The following is a 16,150-nucleotide window of genomic DNA, read 5'->3' as shown; positions in this document are numbered from 1 at the left end:
TCCCGGTGGGTGAAGGGGTGGCCACCCTGTCAGGTGGCCCAGTTCACGAGGGAATGCGAGGAGTTATTCGACCGCCAGGGCGGCGTCGATGATGGCTTGGCCATTAGGGACGCTGTCGGCGAAGTTCTTGTAAGAGGTTTCACGGGCAATCTCAAGCCAGGCGTTGTAGTCATCCTCACTCATGCGTACAACCTCAATGCCATTCTGCTCATAGGTTTCCACCATTTTTTGGTCGATGGCGGCGGCTTCTTCTGCAAAATACGCCTCAGCGGCCTCACCAGCTTCCAGCAAAGTGGTTTGCTGCTCTTCTGTTAACCCTTGCCACACCTGCTCGGAGATCATTGCCGGTTCATACATAAACCAGAGGGCGAAGTCGCCAGGCTCGGTCAGACACTCCACCTGTTCGTAGAGGCGAAAAGAAATGAATGACATGGATGAGGTGTTGGCGGCATCTAATACGCCTGTTTGCATTGCCGTGTAGACTTCAGAGGAGGGCATAGAGGCGATAGAGGCGCCAGCAGCCTGCAGCATCTGCTCAAAGGCAGGACCCGCGGCACGAATATTCTGACCGCTTACGGTGTCAGGCGAGGTAATGCACTGCTCGCTGGAGGCAAATCCCCCAGCCAACCAAGTGTCAGCCAGCACCCGTGCTCCGCTGTCCATGATAACTTCCTTGATCATGTCCATATACTCGGAGTCGTTAAGACGAGCGGCATGCTCATGATTGCGCACCAGGCCAGGCATCAGCGTGGCGGAAAACTCTGGGTGACGGCCACTGGCGTAATCCAAGGGGAGTAGCGTCATGTCTAGACGACCACGCACTAAGGCGCCCCACTGTTCACCAGCCTTGAAGAGAGATTGACCAGGGTAGACCTGCATTTCAAGGCCAACGTCGGCTTCTTCAACGTGACGTGCCATCATCTGAATCATTTCGTCACGGATATCGCCTTGGCCACCAGGGAACTGATGTGAGGCACGTAGTACGGTATTGGCAGATGCATGTGACGCCGCCATAGCTAGGCTAAGAGCGGCAGCAGTAATCATCATAGAGCGTTGCATGAGGCGTCTCCAACATTTGTTTTTGTGTGTTTGGAAGAGCTTTATATGTTTATCAGGCGTGCTGATATATATATCAATAGGCGCTGCGTATGCTAATGTCAACTATATGACAGCATTAAAATAGCTAAGATGAGGCGCGATCCAAGGAGGTAAAACATGACGGGCACTAAGCGATCCAACGCTCAGCGGTTAAGGGATTCCCTTGAAGATGACATTATCAATGGCCGCCGTTTACCTGGGGAGCGCCTGGATCCAGAAGCCTTGGGACAGGCGTTTCAGGTCTCGCGGACGCCGGTTCGTGAAGCCTTTCAGCAACTGGTCGCCAGTGGCTTGGTCACCGTCTCGCCAAAGAAAGGTACTTTCGTGGCGAAGGTGGGGATTGATCAGCTGATCGAGATGTTTGAAGTGATGGCGGAGCTTGAAGGCATGTGTGGCCGCCTGGCAGCACGCAGGATTAACGAGCAGGAGTTAACCGCATTACGCGAAGCCCACCAGCGCTGCGAAGCGGCGGCCCTGGCCGGTGACAGCGACGAGTACTATTACGAAAATGAGGCATTTCACGACTGTATTTATGCCGCCAGTCACAACGCTTTTCTGGCTAGCGAAGCGCGTCAGTTAAAGCAGCGCTTAAAACCCTATCGGCGTCTGCAGTTGCAGGTACGCCAGCGCGTCAATAATTCACTAAGCGAGCACCAAACCATCGTAGAAGCGATTGAAAAAGGAGACCCTTTGGCTGCTCAGCAAGCACTGAGCGAGCATGTTTTAATTCAAGGGGAGCGATTCAGTGACTTCGTTTCCAGCGTCCGCCGAATGGAAGCGCCGTTAGAACAAACGGGCTAGCTAAGGTTATAGCTAGGTCCCTATCGGTGGGGTAATGGTCCTTGCCGACATTGAGCGCAGGGCAGACACTCTCTCTAATGCGTCAATATCCCATTAGCGGAGAGAAATCGTGACTCGCCACGTTGCCCTGCTTGCCTACCCCGATTGCCAACTGCTGGATGTCAGCGGGCCCTGGCAGGTGTTTGCCAGCGCCAATGCGCTAAGCCCCCAACCGCTCTATCAGTTGACGCTGGTGGCCGATGCCGTTGGCCCAGTGGATACCAACGGCGGCCTAGCGGTTCACGCCACTCATAGCTACCACCAACTTAATCGTTTACTGCCGCTGGATACGCTCTTGGTGGCGGGAGGAAGTGGTGTCATTCAGCAACGAGAAATCGTTGCTGTGAAAGAAGCGCTTTGTGAGGTTGTCCCCCAGGTTAGGCGCCTTGGGTCTATCTGCTCCGGGGCATTTTTGTTAGCCGCAGCAGGGCTTTTGGATGGGTGTCGCGTGACCACCCATTGGCGCCATGCTCAGCAATTGGCTGATGAGTACCCCGCGCTAAGCGTTGAGCCTGATGCGCTGTATATCGAAAGCAATGGCCGCTATACCAGCGCAGGAATAACCGCAGGGATTGATTTAGCGCTGTCGTTAGTAGAGGCGGATCACGGCTCGGCGTTAGCCGGGCGAGTGGCCCGTGAGCTAGTGGTGTTTCTACACCGCCCTGGTGGTCAGTCCCAGTTTAGCGAAGCACTGCGCCACCAACAGGATGCCGGTCCGCTTCGGCGGCTACTCGATCAATTACACGCCAATCCCGGAGGTAATCACTCCATTGAGCGGATGGCTGATGTAATGGCGGTGACGCCGCGGCATCTAACGCGCCTGTTTAAGCGTCATTTGCAGGTTACCCCAGGGGCGTACCTGACCCAACTGCGCCTGGAACAAGCGCGGTTAGCGCTGCTCAATGAACGCGAACAGCTATCCCTTGAGCGTCTGGCACAACGCTGGCGGTTGGGTGGGGCGGAGCAGTTGCGGCGTCAGTTTCAGCGCTATTATGGCGTGTCACCCTCAGTCTATCGTCAGCGCTTTGCTTCCTCCCATGCCGATTCCCTTCAGGAGAGCGTCTCATGCCGTTAACCGTCGCCCTGTTATCACTCTGCCAGGCGCTGCTGGTTACCGGTAATGTCCTGCTGATTGCCGTTTCACCGCTAATAGGCGCCTCTTTAGCACCCAGTGTGTCTTGGTCGACCGCACCTGTTGCCACGCAGTGGTTGGGGCTGATGTGCGCCACTATTCCCGCCTCGCTCATCATGGCCAAGCTGGGTCGTAAGCGTGGTTTTATGCTGGGCAATATCATTGGGTTGGCGGGGGCGCTGGTGGCCGTTCAGGCACTGATGGGTGAGCGCTTTGGGTTGTTCCTGTTAGCCACTTGGCTAATCGGTATCGCCATTGGTTTCGGTCAACTGTATCGCTTTGCCGCCGTGGAGGCCGCCCCCGCGCCGATGCGTGACCGGGCGATTGGTTTGGTGATGGGTGGCGGTGTACTGGCTGCTTTTGCCGGGCCTTGGCTAGCAAGAGTGAGTCGTGAGCTGGGCGACGTGCCGTTTCTGGGCAGCTTTGTTGGTTTAGCCGTGCTCTATTCACTGGCGTTGGTGGTGTTGATGCTGACCCGGCTACCGCCTGCTTCGCGCACCCATGGAGAAGGCGTCGGGCTTCCGCTAAGAAAAATAATCAGCCAACCCGCGTTTATTGCGGCCGTTACCACAGCAACAGTAGGCTACGGTGTGATGAACCTCGCCATGACCGCCACGCCGTTGGCGATGGCAGGGGCTGGGCATCACTTTAATCATGTCTCAATGACCATTCAGTGGCATGTGGTGGCGATGTTCTTACCCTCCTTTTTTACCGGACATTTAACCGCGCGGTTCGGCGCAAAAAGGATCATCGTCATGGGCTGCCTGCTGCTGGTCGCGAGCGCCCTGGTGGCACAATTTGATGCTGGCTTAGCAGGGTTTAACATTGCGCTGATTTTGCTCGGTTTGGGTTGGAACTTTACCTTTCTGCCTGCCACCGGCCTGCTCACCGAAAGCTACCGGCCGGTGGATAAAGCGCGCACCCAGGCCGCCAATGAGTTCTTATTGTTTGGTACCGTCGCAATGTCGGCATTATTAGCGGGGCCATTGGTGAGTTCTTTGGGCTGGGCAACCCTAAACCTACTGTTGATCCCTGTGTCGCTGATCCCTGTGGTGGTGCTGGTATGGCAGCACCGTGTTGGTTTGGCAAAGGCTTAGAAATCCCCTGGTGCGCACTGCAGGCAGGTAAGGCCGAGTGCGCGCCATTGAGCAACCACCGCATCTCTATCATCCAATACTAGCCAGGGTGCAAAACCATCATCGCGCATGCGCGATAACAGTGCCGCTTTTACCGTTTCATCATCCACATGGTCATCGCCTTCTGGGCGTAAATACATGGCATCAAAAGGGATGGTATGGCGCTCTAACCAGCGCTGGGTGTGATCGCGATGGCTATCTGGGCGACCGCTGCAAATGACGATCTGCTGGCCTTGGGCCTTAAGTATCGTGACCAGCTTGGCGACTGCTTCGATCACCGGCGCTTCGGCCATATGGGCAAAAAAGGGATCCCACTGTTTTTGACTGCCCAGCACCCACTCGCTGACATGGTGAGGGTGAAACTCGGCCAAGGTGCCGTCGACATCAACAATTACTGCGGACATGCAAAACTCCCTAAAGAGGAAAAAGTGGTAGAACGAACACCGGTGCTGAAATGAGGCGTGGTGCAGAGATGTTTACCTAATAGTTTACGCCACTCGTTCAGCGGTTGATCAGTGAGATGAGTAAATAGCGGCATCACGTGAGTGGCGCCCAACTGATCGGCAAGCGCCCTTAGATGCGAGGCGCGTAGGTGAACGTTCCAGCGTTGCCACAGCACATCGCCTGCGGCGAGCTGGGTGCAACGCTCCGGGGTTAAGTAGCCAGTATGTAGCAACCGATAATCGGGCCACTGGGCGGGAACGTCGTCGCGATCACTGACCAGCATTAGTGCCGCGTTGGCATCATCCGAGCGTGCTAGCACGCTCGCAATCGCCGTCTCAGTGCCGGGGCGGCGCAGCGTGACAGGCAGGGCCAGCAGGGCGGCCAGGTTAGCGCGTATTACTGCATCTATCGCCAGCGTCAGCCCACGCGCTTTAGCCTCTTCTGCCAGCCATAAGGCCATCTCCAATGCACGTCCGGTGGCGGGCACGGGGAACACGAGGGGTTGCGTTAAGTGTTCACTAATCGCCTGGATACACCCTTGCTGTGATTGGTCGTAAGCACCGTACGAGGCATCCAGCAAAGCAATCCTGGCAGGTGGCGGTGTGTCGAAGGGAAAGAGTCTTGATTCGAAACAGGCATCGCCGCTGTAAAAAATGCCTTCTGCCACTGCTAAATGTAGCCAAACGCCCCCAAGGGAGTGACCCGCTTGACCAGTGGTGACGGTGATACCTTCGACCTCTAATGAACCCCGCTCTGGCAATGGCTGCCACTGCCTGTGCTTTGGCAGTGCCTTGGCCACCAGCGGCGTACAGTAAAGCGGTACGTCATCGGGCAACTGCGCTACGCCACCGATATGATCAATATGGTCGTGGCTAATCAGCACGGCATCCACGTCCAAGTTGTTTGCCCAAGTAATAGCGTCGCCGGGGTGCAGTGCGCCGCCAGCATCCAGCAGTAAACGCTTACCCTGTGTCTCCACCACTATCGCAGCAGGCCCTTTGTCGCCTAACCCACTGAGAACCTCAATGCGTACACTCATTGATCGGGCTCCATGCACCAACCCTGATGCAGGGTAACGGCGACCTGGCTGCCCACATCAGGCGCGCTATGGTGGTAGGCCAGTAGCGTTTCGCCACTGTGCAGCCGTAGACTAAGTTCATACCGCTCACCGCGGAAAATAACGCTGACTACCTGGGCGGTGAGTTGCTGTGCGGAGGGCGGTTGAGTGGCAATCTGGATATGCTCAGGCCGTACCAATACCGCTTGAGTGCGTTCAGACTCCATGGCGTTCAACCCATGCATCAGAGGGGCGCTTTCAAGAAGCTTCCCAGGACGACCGGCAGCAACCTTTAGCTGGCTGCCCTGGCCGATAAAGCCCGCCACCCATGCCGTACGTGGCTCGCGGTAAAGCGTTTCAGGGGTACCCCACTGCACCAGTTTGCCCGCTTTTATCACGGCGATTTTATCTGCTAGCGCCATGGCTTCGGTTTGGTCGTGAGTCACATAAACCAGTGTGGCGCCAGTGCGCTGGTGAAAATCACGAAAGCTATGCTCCATGGTGGCGCGCAGGTGGCGGTCAAGGTTGGCCAGTGGCTCATCCAGTAGTACGACGGAAGGGTCGCTAACCAAACAGCGCGCCAGAGCGACGCGCTGGCGCTGCCCACCGCTTAATGCCTGTGGCATACGTTCGGCGTAGGCTTCAAGCTCCACTAACGCTAACGCTTGCTGAACGCGCTGCTGATACTCGGCTCCACGCAGGCCGCGCAGTTTGATCGGGTAGCCGACGTTATCGGCAACGCTCATATGGGGCCACAGCGCGTAGGATTGAAACACCATCGCCATGTCGCGCTTCTCTGGCGGCACATGGGTCTCGGGGCTTGCCAGGGTGCGACTACCCAATTGAATCCTGCCCCCATTGACCGGCTCAAAACCTGCCAACATGCGCAGCATGGTGGTTTTGCCGCAGCCGCTAGGGCCAAGCAGGGCGACAAACTCGCCCGGTTTAATCTCCAGCGACAGCTCATCCACCGCGATGTGTTCGCCAAAGCGTTTGGTGACGCGGTCAATCGCTAGCCCTGATGTGCTTAGCTTTTCTGTGCTTAGCCCTGCCATGGGATGACTCCTTTAGGTAGCCGCGGTGCCAGAAGGCTGAGGGCCAGCATCAGCGAGGCGACCATAATCACCACCAGCACCGACACAGCAGCAGCCAGCACACTTTCGCCACCTTGATCTAAGTTGAAAATCAGCACGCCGATGGTTTCGTTACCGGCGCTCCATAGCAGGGCTGAAACGGTAAGTTCGTTAACGGCCAGTAAGAACACCAGCAGCCCGCCGGCAAACAGTGCGGGGGCCACCAGTGGCAGCACGATGCCGCTTAGTCGCCGCCAGGGTCCTGCCCCCGCGAGTTGGGCGGCTTCTTCAAGGGAGGGGTCTAACTGGGCCAGACTGGCCGCCACTGGTTTGACGCAGACCACTAAAAAGCGCGCCAGATAAGCGACAAAAATCAGCCCAAGGGTGCCGTAGAGCGCGACATTGATAATCGGCAAGGGGCGCACAAACAGCAGAATGCAGGCGATCGCCAGCACCACACCGGGCAGGGCGTAGGGGATTTCAATAGCGCTGAGTACCACGCCGCGCCAGCGTTCCGGCAAGCGCTGCAGCCGGTAAGTTAACGGTAGGCACAATAGCATCAGCACAACCGCCGCGCTGCCCGCCAGCCATAGGCTGTTGCGTACTGCACGCCATGTCGCTCCTTGGCGACCAACCACTTCGGCGTAAGCGTTAAGCGTGGCGGTATTGGCGTTAAGCGGTACGCCCACCGCGGGCACTAGCGAGCTAACAACGAGCGCCAGCAGCGGCGCGACCAGGATAATCAATAAGGTTCCGACTAGCGTGGCCGTTACCAGCGTGCGCCAACGGCCCAGGGTGAAATCATGTGATCGACCGCTATGGCCACCCAATCCAAACCGGCTGCGTCCCATTAAGTGTTGCTGCAGAGCGACGCCCGCTAAGGCCAGCAAGCCAATCAATAACGACAGGGCGGCCATTTCCGCCAGAACGCCGGTGCCAAAACTAGCCATACGCTGATAGATCAGTGTTGGCAGTACGTAATAGCCCGCCGGAATGCCCAGCATGGCGGGAATGCCGAAGTTGCCGAGGCTGGAAATAAACGCCATCGCACCCCCAGCGATTAAGCCGCTGCGGGTCACCGGCAGAATAATATGGCCCCATACCTGGGTTTGTTTGGCACCGCTGATGCGGGCGGCTTCAATAAGCTCGCGAGGCAACGAGAGTAGGCTAGTACGCAGCGCTAGAAACACCAACGGCGCGCTTTGAATACCTAACAGCAGAGCGATACCTTCTGCGGAGTAGAGGGGTTGTGGGCTCCCCATGGGCGGCGCCATGCCAATGCTCTTGAGTAGCGGGCTGGCGGGGCCGAACAGCTGTAGCCAGCTTAGCGCGGTGACCTGAGGCGGAATCATCATTGGCAGCATAAAGCAGAATACTAGCCACGTTTTGCCACGCACATTGGTCAGCGTGATGGCAAAGGCAAATAGGCTACCCAGTACCAGGGCGATCAACATGCCGAGCCCCGAGGTATAAAGGCTATGCCACAGTGCTCGCCAAGTGCTTGCGCTGTTGAGCACTTGCCACAGCGGCGATTGACGCCCCTGGCTAAGATCGCTCAATGCTTCTATCAACAGGCGTAAGCTAGGCGCCAAACTCAGTAGCACAATGCCGATCAGCAGGCTTGATAGCAGCCAGCGGTGCTGGCTGCCGTACTTTTTGTCAAAGGTCAGGGCAGGCGTCATGTTTACCCGCCGAACAAGTCGCTAAAGCGTTGTTTAAGCTCGGCTTCTTGCGCTAATGTCTGCTCAATGTCGACCGGCATCAGGTTAATGCTATCGCGCGCGGGGAAACCTTCCGGTGGAGTAATATCGTCACGGGCGGGCAAGTAGCCTTGTTGGCTAACCAATTCCTGGCCTTGTTGAGAGAGCACGAAATCAACAAATTTCTGTGCCGCATCCAGGTTGTCAGCGCCCTGCATAATCGCGACCGGTTCGGTAACCGCACTGACACCCTCGTCAGGGAACACAAACGCTACCGGTGAGCCTTTGACCGCTTCACGGATAGGCAAAAAATCCACCACGATGCCGTAAGGTTTTGTGCCAGCGGCGACCGCGTTGAATACCCCGCCATTTCCGCCCTGCGCTTCGGTGCGATTAGCCTGTAACGCGTCGTAGTAATCTGCGCCTAGTTCAGGGTTGGCGCTAATCGCCGCCATGTGGATCAGCGCTGCACCGGAGTAAAGCGGGCTGGGCATGGTCACCATGCCTTCATATTCAGGCTCCAGCAGGTCTTGCCAACTTTGCGGCTGATGCTCGGCACCGGTGTTATAGACAATGCCGGTGGTGATTAGCTTAGTGCCGTAGTAGTAGCCTTCAGGGTCATATAGCTCAGCGTCATAGCCGCTGCGCTCGTCGCTTAAGTAGGGCTGCAAGTGCCCCTCCTGCTTGAGCGACTCCATGGTCATGCTGTCGGCAATCAGCAGCACATCCGGGTTACTCACCCCAGCAGCAAGCTCCGAGCGCAGGCGAGTCATCAGCTGCGTTGTGCCGTCGCGAACCCACTCCACTTCTATATCTGGGTAAGCCGCTTGAAAGGCATCAACTGTCTGCTGGGCATCGCTGTTAGGCTGACTGGTGTAGAGCGTCAACGATTCGTTAGCAACAGCCTGAACAGAAAGGGCAAAGCTGGCTACCGCGACGGCAGTCGTAAGAGCAGAAACCGGGATAGATAGCAGGGGACGCTTCAACATGGGAAAACCTCAAGTGAGTGAACCCCACCTAAGCTACTGTCATCTGCTTACAACAAAGTGACAGTACGCTTTCGTTTGGTACTTTTTTACTTTCGTTCTCTGCTTAATCTGCTTTCGTCCCGTTGTGAGGTAGCCATGCGCCAGTTCGAACGTCGTCAACTGTTGTTGCAGCGTATCCACTCTGAAGGCCGCCAATCGTTGGATGTATTGGCGCAGCTCTGTAACGTGTCGGTGCAGACCCTGCGAGGGGATATTCGCTACTTAGCTGATAAAGGCTTAGTGCTGCGTCGCCAGGGCGAAGTGCTGCCGTTTCCTGAGCAGGAGAACATTGGCTATGACCAGCGCCAGATAGTTAATGTGGCGGGTAAACGACAAATCGCAGCCCGCGCTGCAAGCCTAGTGCAAGATCATCAGGCGCTGTTTTTAGGCACGGGCACGACGGTTGAGCAATTGGCGGATGCGCTCAGTGACAAGCAAGGCCTGCATATCATGACCAATAACCTACATGCGTTGATTAAGCTGTGTCAGTTGAAGTGTGAGTTAGTGGTGGCTGGTGGGCGGGTGCGTCGTCGCGATCAGGATGTGATCGGCGGTGATGCCTGGCGCTTTTTTCAACGCTACCGTGCTGATGTAGGCATTGTGTCGGTGGGCGGAATGGATAGCTATGGGCAGCTTTATGATTACAACGATGATGAAGTCATGGCTCGTGAAGCACTATTAGCCCACTCCAGTTACCGCGTGCTGGTGCTGGATAAAACCAAGTTTGACCTGCCGCTGCGCTGTACAGCAGGTCAACTAGGTGATTACGACGCGGTCGTGACCGATGTGCCGCTCCCGGATAAGATAAGAAGCCCGCTGGCGGCTCAAGGCATTAGGTTTTTGGGTTGACGGTGCGCTGCCCTGGTTACTGCTATGCTTAATGTCTATTACGGACGCGAGGATCGCAGCGATGGCAGGTGGATGGGCAAAGGATGGAGCCGAACAGGAGCAGATGGAGAGTACGCTAGACGATGCGGTACAGCGTGCCCGTAGCCAACTGCCGCAGGGCAAAAGTCTTGAGGTTTGTGAAGAGTGCGGTGATCCCATTCCCGAAGCTCGCCGTAAGGCGATGCTTGGTGTTCGGCTCTGCGTGGTATGCCAGGGAGAGCTAGACAAAAAACAGTCAAGCTTTAGTGGTTATAACCGCCGCGGCAGTAAAGATAGCCAACTTCGTTAATGCTGCCGTTAGACCATGGGAAGAATTGAAATCAACAATTAATAGCGACGTCAATAGTGCCCTTATTAGCCTTTAAACGTTACCCTCTCAAAACTAACGTGTTTGAGTTACGTCTTCGGGCGTGAATATAAGCAAAAGTTTTGTGAGGATTGACCTGTGGAGATTGATCAACATTACCGCGCGCTCAGCATCGAAACACTTTCCCAGCGGCTTGGGGATGTTGAAGCGGTGGCTAGTCGAGTCGGTGGTGAGCCAGCCAGCTGGGATATTCGTGAGGTGGGTGACGGCAACCTTAATCTGGTCTTTATTGTCTCCGGAAGCCTTGGCAGTGTAGTGGTAAAACAGGCGCTTCCCTATGTCCGCATGGTAGGGGAAAGCTGGCCGCTGCCGATTTATCGTGCCCACTTTGAATACTATGCGTTAGTGCGCCAAGCCAAGCGGGCACCGGGTATTGCGCCTGAGGTTTACTACTTCGACAAACCCCAGGCGCTGTTTGTGATGGAGTACCTTCACCCCCACACGATTCTGCGCCGCAAGTTGATTAATGGCGAGCGTGTAGCTCAGCTCGGCGAAACCATCGGCCAATTCTGTGCACGCACGGCATTTCGTGGCTCGGAGCTTTCGCTAAGCAGCCCAGATAAAAAAGCGGATGTAGGGCTGTTCTCAGGTAATGTGGCGATCCCCGCCATCACTGAATCGCTGGTATTTACCGACCCCTATTACGGCGCGGAAATGAACCACCACACACCGGAGCTTTCGCCAGTGGTGGATGAGCTGCGCCGCAATACCCGTTTAAAAGCCAAAGTGCAGCGGCTATTGATGAAGTTCACCGCTAACACCGAAACCATGCTCCACGGTGATCTGCACTCCGGCTCGATAATGGCCACTGATACAGAAGTTCGGGTCATTGACCCCGAGTTCTCGCAGTACGGCCCAATGGCGTTTGACTTAGGTATGGCCGTCGCTAACTTCCTGATGGCCTACTTTAGCCAGCCCGCCCACCGCTCGGGAAATGAGCTTGAGGCGTATCAGGCGTGGATTTTAGATGTTATTGAGGCGTGCTTTACCAGCTTCGATGCTGAATTCCGCCACCTGTGGCAAACCGAGCGGACGGGCATTCTGTTCCCGAAAGCCTTGTTTGAAGAGCAGGGTAATAGCGCTGACGACGCCTGCGACGCGCTGCTTGACGAGATACGTCTGGATGCCCTGGCCTACTGCGGTATTGAAATGCACCGCCGGGTGCTATCGCTGGCCCACAACGCCGACTTTGAAGAGATTAAGGACACGGCCCAGCGTGCCAAGCTTGAAGCACGTAATGTGCTGATGGGGCAAGCGCTGATTCTGGAGCCTGAGGCTTACAGTGACCTTGCCGCCCTAACGGATCTTGCCAGGGCGTATAACCAGCAAGAAGTGTTGTAAGTGCTTAACTATAGCTCGGCGTAACCTTCGGCACCGCTGCGCGCTGATTCCGCGGGTGCGCTAACGCTTACGCCGCGCTACGTGGCTCATCGCTTTTCAGGATGACGTGCATATGCGCCGCGATGGACTAACCCGTAGCGCGGCGTAACGAATCTCGCGAGGGACGAGCGTATGAGGCACCCGCGACGGCGGCGCCAGCCGCCTGGATGATGCCACTGTGACTGATCAAGCCTCAGTGCTACCTTCGGCACCGCTTCGCGCTGCTTTCGCGGGTGCGCTGACGCTTACGCCGCGCTACAACTGCCTTCTGCCTTTTACTCCTCAGCGCTTATAGCTGATCCAAACGATCAAACTTCCCGGCGATATCGCTCTCTGTCCAGTGGGGTACCCAGCCTTCCACGTTATCGAAGAAGCGTAGTGCGGTGAATTCCGGCGTGGGGCCCATATCGAACCAGTGGGGGGTGTTGGCCGGTACGCTGATCAGGTCGTTGCGGGTACACAGCACCTGATACACCTTGTCATCGATGTGCAGGCAGAAGAGCCCCTGGCCTTTGACGAAGAAGCGCACTTCATCTTCGTGATGACGGTGCTCATTTAAGAACTTCTGCCGCATGGCGTCTTTTTCTGGGTGCGTGGGCACCATGTGCAGCACATCCACGGTCTGATAGCCGCCCTTAGCTTTAACCCGGTCGATATCTTCCTGGTAAAGCGCCAAAATATCTTCCTGGGTGGCGTCGTCAGCAATCTCGCCCGGCGTAGCCCAGCGTTCAAACAGCACGCCCACCTTGTTTAGCTCCGCGGTCATCTGTTCGCCGTCAGTGGTGTCGATCAGGGCATCGTTCGGGTTTTGATCAGCAAATACTTTTAGTTGCGACATTAAAAAACTCTCCTTAAAGGTGACGGGCCATTAACGTTACAGAACTATCTCGTCGAAGCGGGTAACGCACGCGTGAGCGGTGCCTGCCTGGGTGCCTTCGCGCACTAGTTGCAGTGTTTGCATCCCCGCTTGCTTGGCGGCGTCTAGTTCTTCAACTACATCAGACAAGAACAGCACTGCATCCGCCGGTAGGTCAAGCTCAGTGATAATTCGCTGATAGGCAGTGGCCTCGCGTTTATGACCAATATGGGTATCAAAGTAGCCGCTAAACAGTGAGGTTAAGTCGCCCTCATCGCTATAGCCAAATAGCAGTTTTTGCGCCTGAACCGAGCCAGATGAATAGACGTAAAGCGTTTTGCCGGCCTCTTTCCATTGGCGCAGGGTAGGGGCTACATCGCTATACAAATGGCCTGTAAAGTCACCGCGCTGGTAGCCATCGGCCCAGACCATGCCCTGCAAGGCTTTTAGGGGGGTGACTTTTTGATCAGTCTCGATCCAGTACAATAACTGAGTAATAACTGCTTCCAGCGTGGCATCTGGAGCGTCCATTTCGCTGCGCACGGCATTGATCTGCTCGGCGACGGCCGGAGTTTCTGCGTTAGCACGTAGAAAGTCAGGCAGCTTGGCGTGGGCGTAGGGAAACAGAACGTTGTGCACGAAGTTAATATCCGTGGTGGTGCCTTCAATATCGGTCACAATCGCGCGTACAGTTGGGTTGTTCATTTAAGACTACTCATTTAAGACTGCTCATTTAAGACCAGCGACTCTCTTCAAGAACACAGGCGAGTAAAAACTCAATGGCTTCCAGGTGGCGGCGGCAACTGGCGATGCTATCACCTACGGCGTAAATGCCGTGGCCCGCGACCAAAAAGCCCCAAGGCATCGGCCAGCCGAGTCGCACATGCTCGGCCAGCTCTTCCATATCCTGGGAGTTGGGCACTACCGGCAAGTGAATAGTGGCGTCATGAGTCACGTTAGTGGCCAGCGCTTTTTGCATCTCAAAGCCAGTCAGCTCAATACCGTCTGGAAAGCGCCGCGAGAGTACCGTGCTGGCTACCGTGTGGGTGTGCAACACGCAGTGAATGGTACTGTCTAAACGATAGAGAGCAGCATGCAGGTCGCTCTCTGCGCTAGGCTTGCCGCTACCTTCAAGCACCTTTCCATCAAGGTCGCACAGCAACAGGTCATCGGCTTGAATACGGGTTTTATCCCGCCCTGAAGCGGTGACAAGATAGCCCGTTTCAGTACGGGCGGAAAAGTTGCCGCCGGTGGCGGGTGTCCAGCCTTGCTGCGCCGCCCATGAAATGGCGTCCAGTAGTTCAGTTTGTCGCGTCATCATAGGATCTGCATCGCCTCTTCTAATGGCAGCCATTCTATATGATAAGCTTCGCGCCTGATAAGCCGCGCTGTTGTTCAGTTAGTCAAGTTCAAGTGCTCAAGGAGTCCATCAATGCCTCTTCTTCAATCACGCAGTTTGCGGGTTTATGCCGACTACGTTGAGTATTTGGATCAGTCCCAACTGCCCCAGACGGAGCAGTGGGTACGCTGTGACTCTCCCGAGGCGTGGCAGGGTGCGGTTAAGAATCTAGCCATTCGTGGCGCACCGCTGATTGGTTTGAGCGCCGCTTTCGTGCTGGCGCAGTATGCCGCTCGCCACCCTAAAAGCGATTGGCAGGAGGTCAGCGATCGCCTGCGTGCCACGCGCCCGACGGCCGTGAATCTTATGTACTGCCTGGATGCCATGGAGGCCTGCTTTGAGCAAGGCCCCAACGCCCTGACCGAACGTGCAGCCGCGCTGTTTGCCGAAGACCGGGCGCTTTGCCAACAAATGGCCGAGCGGGGCGCTGACTTGTTGCAAACGGGCGACCGCGTGCTTACTCATTGCAACACCGGGGCGCTGGCGACTGCTGGCGTTGGTACAGCGATTGGCGCGCTGGCGGTGGCTAAGCAGCGTGGCATTGAACTACATGTGTATGTGGATGAAACCCGGCCGCTGCTGCAAGGTGGCCGCTTAACCGCCTGGGAAATGGCCGATTTAGGCATTTCCTACCAACTGATTGCCGATAGCATGGCCGCCAGCCTAATGGCAGCAGGGAAAGTCGACAAAGTGATGGTCGGCGCCGACCGTATCTGCGCCAACGGCGACTTCGCCAACAAAGTGGGTACTTACATGCTGGCGGTGGTAGCTCATTACCACCAAGTGCCATTTTACGTGGTAGCCCCTTACACAACGGTAGATCCCGCCTGTGCCACCGGCGCGGATATTCCCATTGAGCAGCGCGACCCTGCCGAGATCCGTGGTGCGGCTGGTGCCTTTGGCGAGGTCATGTGGGCACCCAGTGATGCCCCGGTGTGGAACCCGGCATTTGATGTCACCCCCGCCAGCCTCGTCACCGCCTGGGTTTTGGATACCGGCGTGTTTGATGCGGCCGCGATAGCACGTGGTGAACACTGCAAGGGGCGCTTTTAGCCGTCGAGCTAACAGTAACGTTAATAGCTAACCCAATAATGTAAGTTCATAGATGTGGCGGATACGCTGACCATCCCAGTCATAGCCGAGATGACGCCCTTGCCGAGTTGCGGAGAGCACGGGCGGCCGTAGCACAGCGGCGCACTCGCCATCGGGGTCTCTAACGCTGGGGTAAACGATGCCGTCTGCTTGCTCCTCCCTGGCTTTTCTACCCAAGGTTTGCCCGGCAGCCCAGCTATCCGAGGTGAGAAGCGCTTGGGCAGCATTGCATCCTCGTAAATCAATCAGTTTTCCCTCTAAGTTCGACAGGTAAACACGCTGCTGAAGCATCATGGGCGGTTCGTCGGACTCCCCCATAAAGCGCTCTGTGTGGTAAACGGTTTCGGCGATGGCAGTGGCTTCTGTTAACGCGCAGTAGTAAGCACCAAAGGTGCCATCGCTAAAACGCGAGCCGGTCGCGGGGAAGTGGCAGAAGGCGGCCATGACCGGCGTCCAGCCGGGGCCGTAGCGACGGTCATCGTCGCAAACCAGGTGAATGGCACCTGCTTCCTCGCGCAGCCTTGCGGAGGTTTCACCTTCCAACTCATTAAGTAAGTCCCAGTCATCAACGCTGCTGTTGACACCTTCGAATAAATCAATCGGTGGGAAACGCGAGGGAATAACACGGTAGCTGGGGCGCCATGTGACGTCGCTCATTGG

The 16,150-nt window shown here is 56.3% G+C and carries 17 protein-coding genes; 7 read left to right on the top strand and 10 right to left on the bottom strand.

Annotated features, from left to right (window positions below):
- Positions 1 to 63 precede the first annotated feature (63 nt).
- Positions 64 to 1,059 carry a TRAP transporter substrate-binding protein DctP gene (gene dctP / locus ACQKE4_RS00365; RefSeq protein WP_427386401.1) on the bottom strand — a complete coding sequence of 332 codons (996 nt, stop codon included), beginning with the start codon at positions 1,057 to 1,059 and terminating at the stop codon, positions 64 to 66.
- Positions 1,060 to 1,215: 156 nt separating this feature from the next.
- Here dctP and ACQKE4_RS00360 point away from each other — a divergent pair, with 156 nt between their 5' ends.
- From ACQKE4_RS00360 to ACQKE4_RS00350, 3 genes are all read left to right on the top strand, one after another.
- Positions 1,216 to 1,899: a GntR family transcriptional regulator gene (locus ACQKE4_RS00360; RefSeq protein WP_427386400.1), complete on the top strand. Its 684-nt coding sequence runs from the start codon at positions 1,216 to 1,218 to the stop codon at positions 1,897 to 1,899.
- Positions 1,900 to 2,008: 109 nt separating this feature from the next.
- The gene (locus tag ACQKE4_RS00355; protein WP_427386399.1) at positions 2,009 to 3,013 is read left to right on the top strand and encodes a GlxA family transcriptional regulator; all 1,005 of its coding nucleotides are present in this window, start codon (positions 2,009 to 2,011) and stop codon (positions 3,011 to 3,013) included.
- On the top strand, positions 3,004 to 4,167 hold the full coding sequence (locus ACQKE4_RS00350; protein ID WP_427386398.1) for an MFS transporter: 1,164 nt from the start codon (positions 3,004 to 3,006) through the stop codon (positions 4,165 to 4,167). Before ACQKE4_RS00355 ends, ACQKE4_RS00350 begins: the two co-directional genes overlap by 10 nt.
- Here the strand turns inward: ACQKE4_RS00350 and ACQKE4_RS00345 are convergent.
- From ACQKE4_RS00345 to ACQKE4_RS00325, 5 genes are read right to left on the bottom strand one after another with little or no spacing between them, the layout of a single operon-like run.
- Positions 4,164 to 4,610 (bottom strand): HAD family acid phosphatase, encoded by a 447-nt coding sequence (locus tag ACQKE4_RS00345; RefSeq protein WP_427386397.1) that lies wholly within the window; start codon positions 4,608 to 4,610, stop codon positions 4,164 to 4,166. The two genes, ACQKE4_RS00350 and ACQKE4_RS00345, sit on opposite strands and share 4 nt — an antisense overlap.
- Positions 4,598 to 5,689: an MBL fold metallo-hydrolase gene (locus ACQKE4_RS00340; protein ID WP_427386396.1), complete on the bottom strand. Its 1,092-nt coding sequence runs from the start codon at positions 5,687 to 5,689 to the stop codon at positions 4,598 to 4,600. Before ACQKE4_RS00340 ends, ACQKE4_RS00345 begins: the two co-directional genes overlap by 13 nt.
- Positions 5,686 to 6,762: an ABC transporter ATP-binding protein gene (locus tag ACQKE4_RS00335; protein ID WP_427386395.1), complete on the bottom strand. Its 1,077-nt coding sequence runs from the start codon at positions 6,760 to 6,762 to the stop codon at positions 5,686 to 5,688. Before ACQKE4_RS00335 ends, ACQKE4_RS00340 begins: the two co-directional genes overlap by 4 nt.
- Positions 6,750 to 8,462 (bottom strand): ABC transporter permease, encoded by a 1,713-nt coding sequence (locus ACQKE4_RS00330; RefSeq protein WP_427386394.1) that lies wholly within the window; start codon positions 8,460 to 8,462, stop codon positions 6,750 to 6,752. Before ACQKE4_RS00330 ends, ACQKE4_RS00335 begins: the two co-directional genes overlap by 13 nt.
- A gap of 2 nt (positions 8,463 to 8,464) precedes the next feature.
- Positions 8,465 to 9,469 carry an ABC transporter substrate-binding protein gene (locus ACQKE4_RS00325; RefSeq protein ID WP_427386393.1) on the bottom strand — a complete coding sequence of 335 codons (1,005 nt, stop codon included), beginning with the start codon at positions 9,467 to 9,469 and terminating at the stop codon, positions 8,465 to 8,467.
- Positions 9,470 to 9,604: 135 nt separating this feature from the next.
- Between ACQKE4_RS00325 and ACQKE4_RS00320 the strand changes: the two genes are divergently transcribed.
- From ACQKE4_RS00320 to mtnK, 3 genes are all read left to right on the top strand, one after another.
- A complete protein-coding gene (locus ACQKE4_RS00320) occupies positions 9,605 to 10,357 on the top strand; it encodes a DeoR/GlpR family DNA-binding transcription regulator (RefSeq protein ID WP_427386392.1) in 753 nt (250 codons plus the stop codon).
- 61 nt (positions 10,358 to 10,418) lie between these two features.
- Entirely contained in the window at positions 10,419 to 10,685 is a 267-nt protein-coding gene (locus ACQKE4_RS00315) for a DksA/TraR family C4-type zinc finger protein (RefSeq protein ID WP_427386391.1), read from the top strand.
- A 156-nt stretch (positions 10,686 to 10,841) separates the two neighbouring features.
- Positions 10,842 to 12,104: an S-methyl-5-thioribose kinase gene (gene mtnK / locus ACQKE4_RS00310; protein ID WP_427386390.1), complete on the top strand. Its 1,263-nt coding sequence runs from the start codon at positions 10,842 to 10,844 to the stop codon at positions 12,102 to 12,104.
- 328 nt (positions 12,105 to 12,432) lie between these two features.
- On the opposite strand, the gene ACQKE4_RS00305 is transcribed toward mtnK, so the two are convergent.
- From ACQKE4_RS00305 to mtnB, 3 genes are read right to left on the bottom strand one after another with little or no spacing between them, the layout of a single operon-like run.
- Positions 12,433 to 12,981 carry a 1,2-dihydroxy-3-keto-5-methylthiopentene dioxygenase gene (locus ACQKE4_RS00305; RefSeq protein WP_427386389.1) on the bottom strand — a complete coding sequence of 183 codons (549 nt, stop codon included), beginning with the start codon at positions 12,979 to 12,981 and terminating at the stop codon, positions 12,433 to 12,435.
- A gap of 36 nt (positions 12,982 to 13,017) precedes the next feature.
- The gene (gene mtnC / locus ACQKE4_RS00300; RefSeq protein WP_427386388.1) at positions 13,018 to 13,704 is read right to left on the bottom strand and encodes an acireductone synthase; all 687 of its coding nucleotides are present in this window, start codon (positions 13,702 to 13,704) and stop codon (positions 13,018 to 13,020) included.
- A gap of 28 nt (positions 13,705 to 13,732) precedes the next feature.
- Positions 13,733 to 14,320, bottom strand: coding sequence for a methylthioribulose 1-phosphate dehydratase (mtnB, locus tag ACQKE4_RS00295; RefSeq protein WP_427386387.1), 588 nt, complete (start codon positions 14,318 to 14,320; stop codon positions 13,733 to 13,735).
- A 111-nt stretch (positions 14,321 to 14,431) separates the two neighbouring features.
- On the opposite strand from mtnB, the gene mtnA reads away from it, so the two are divergent.
- Positions 14,432 to 15,451, top strand: a complete 1,020-nt coding sequence (gene mtnA / locus ACQKE4_RS00290) for an S-methyl-5-thioribose-1-phosphate isomerase (RefSeq protein WP_427386386.1) — start codon at positions 14,432 to 14,434, stop codon at positions 15,449 to 15,451.
- A gap of 27 nt (positions 15,452 to 15,478) precedes the next feature.
- Here the strand turns inward: mtnA and ACQKE4_RS00285 are convergent, their stop codons facing one another.
- On the bottom strand, positions 15,479 to 16,147 hold the full coding sequence (locus ACQKE4_RS00285) for an RES family NAD+ phosphorylase (RefSeq protein WP_427386385.1): 669 nt from the start codon (positions 16,145 to 16,147) through the stop codon (positions 15,479 to 15,481).
- Positions 16,148 to 16,150 lie beyond the last annotated feature (3 nt).

Source organism: Halomonas sp. NPDC076908 (assembly GCF_050269715.1).
Taxonomy (GTDB): Bacteria; Pseudomonadota; Gammaproteobacteria; order Pseudomonadales; family Halomonadaceae; genus Vreelandella.
Note: the sequence above shows the minus strand (reverse complement) of the source record. Positions and strands in the feature narration are given on the sequence as shown.

Coding starts and splice junctions, on each gene's coding strand:
- ACQKE4_RS00335 (WP_427386395.1), bottom strand. CDS start 6,762: ATGGCAGGGCTAAGCACAGAAAAGCTAAGCACATCAGGGCTAGCGATT.
- ACQKE4_RS00340 (WP_427386396.1), bottom strand. CDS start 5,689: ATGAGTGTACGCATTGAGGTTCTCAGTGGGTTAGGCGACAAAGGGCCT.
- ACQKE4_RS00330 (WP_427386394.1), bottom strand. CDS start 8,462: ATGACGCCTGCCCTGACCTTTGACAAAAAGTACGGCAGCCAGCACCGC.
- ACQKE4_RS00325 (WP_427386393.1), bottom strand. CDS start 9,469: ATGTTGAAGCGTCCCCTGCTATCTATCCCGGTTTCTGCTCTTACGACT.
- ACQKE4_RS00305 (WP_427386389.1), bottom strand. CDS start 12,981: ATGTCGCAACTAAAAGTATTTGCTGATCAAAACCCGAACGATGCCCTG.
- ACQKE4_RS00315 (WP_427386391.1), top strand. CDS start 10,419: ATGGCAGGTGGATGGGCAAAGGATGGAGCCGAACAGGAGCAGATGGAG.
- dctP (WP_427386401.1), bottom strand. CDS start 1,059: ATGCAACGCTCTATGATGATTACTGCTGCCGCTCTTAGCCTAGCTATG.
- ACQKE4_RS00350 (WP_427386398.1), top strand. CDS start 3,004: ATGCCGTTAACCGTCGCCCTGTTATCACTCTGCCAGGCGCTGCTGGTT.
- ACQKE4_RS00285 (WP_427386385.1), bottom strand. CDS start 16,147: ATGAGCGACGTCACATGGCGCCCCAGCTACCGTGTTATTCCCTCGCGT.
- ACQKE4_RS00360 (WP_427386400.1), top strand. CDS start 1,216: ATGACGGGCACTAAGCGATCCAACGCTCAGCGGTTAAGGGATTCCCTT.
- mtnB (WP_427386387.1), bottom strand. CDS start 14,320: ATGATGACGCGACAAACTGAACTACTGGACGCCATTTCATGGGCGGCG.
- mtnC (WP_427386388.1), bottom strand. CDS start 13,704: ATGAACAACCCAACTGTACGCGCGATTGTGACCGATATTGAAGGCACC.
- mtnA (WP_427386386.1), top strand. CDS start 14,432: ATGCCTCTTCTTCAATCACGCAGTTTGCGGGTTTATGCCGACTACGTT.
- ACQKE4_RS00320 (WP_427386392.1), top strand. CDS start 9,605: ATGCGCCAGTTCGAACGTCGTCAACTGTTGTTGCAGCGTATCCACTCT.
- ACQKE4_RS00345 (WP_427386397.1), bottom strand. CDS start 4,610: ATGTCCGCAGTAATTGTTGATGTCGACGGCACCTTGGCCGAGTTTCAC.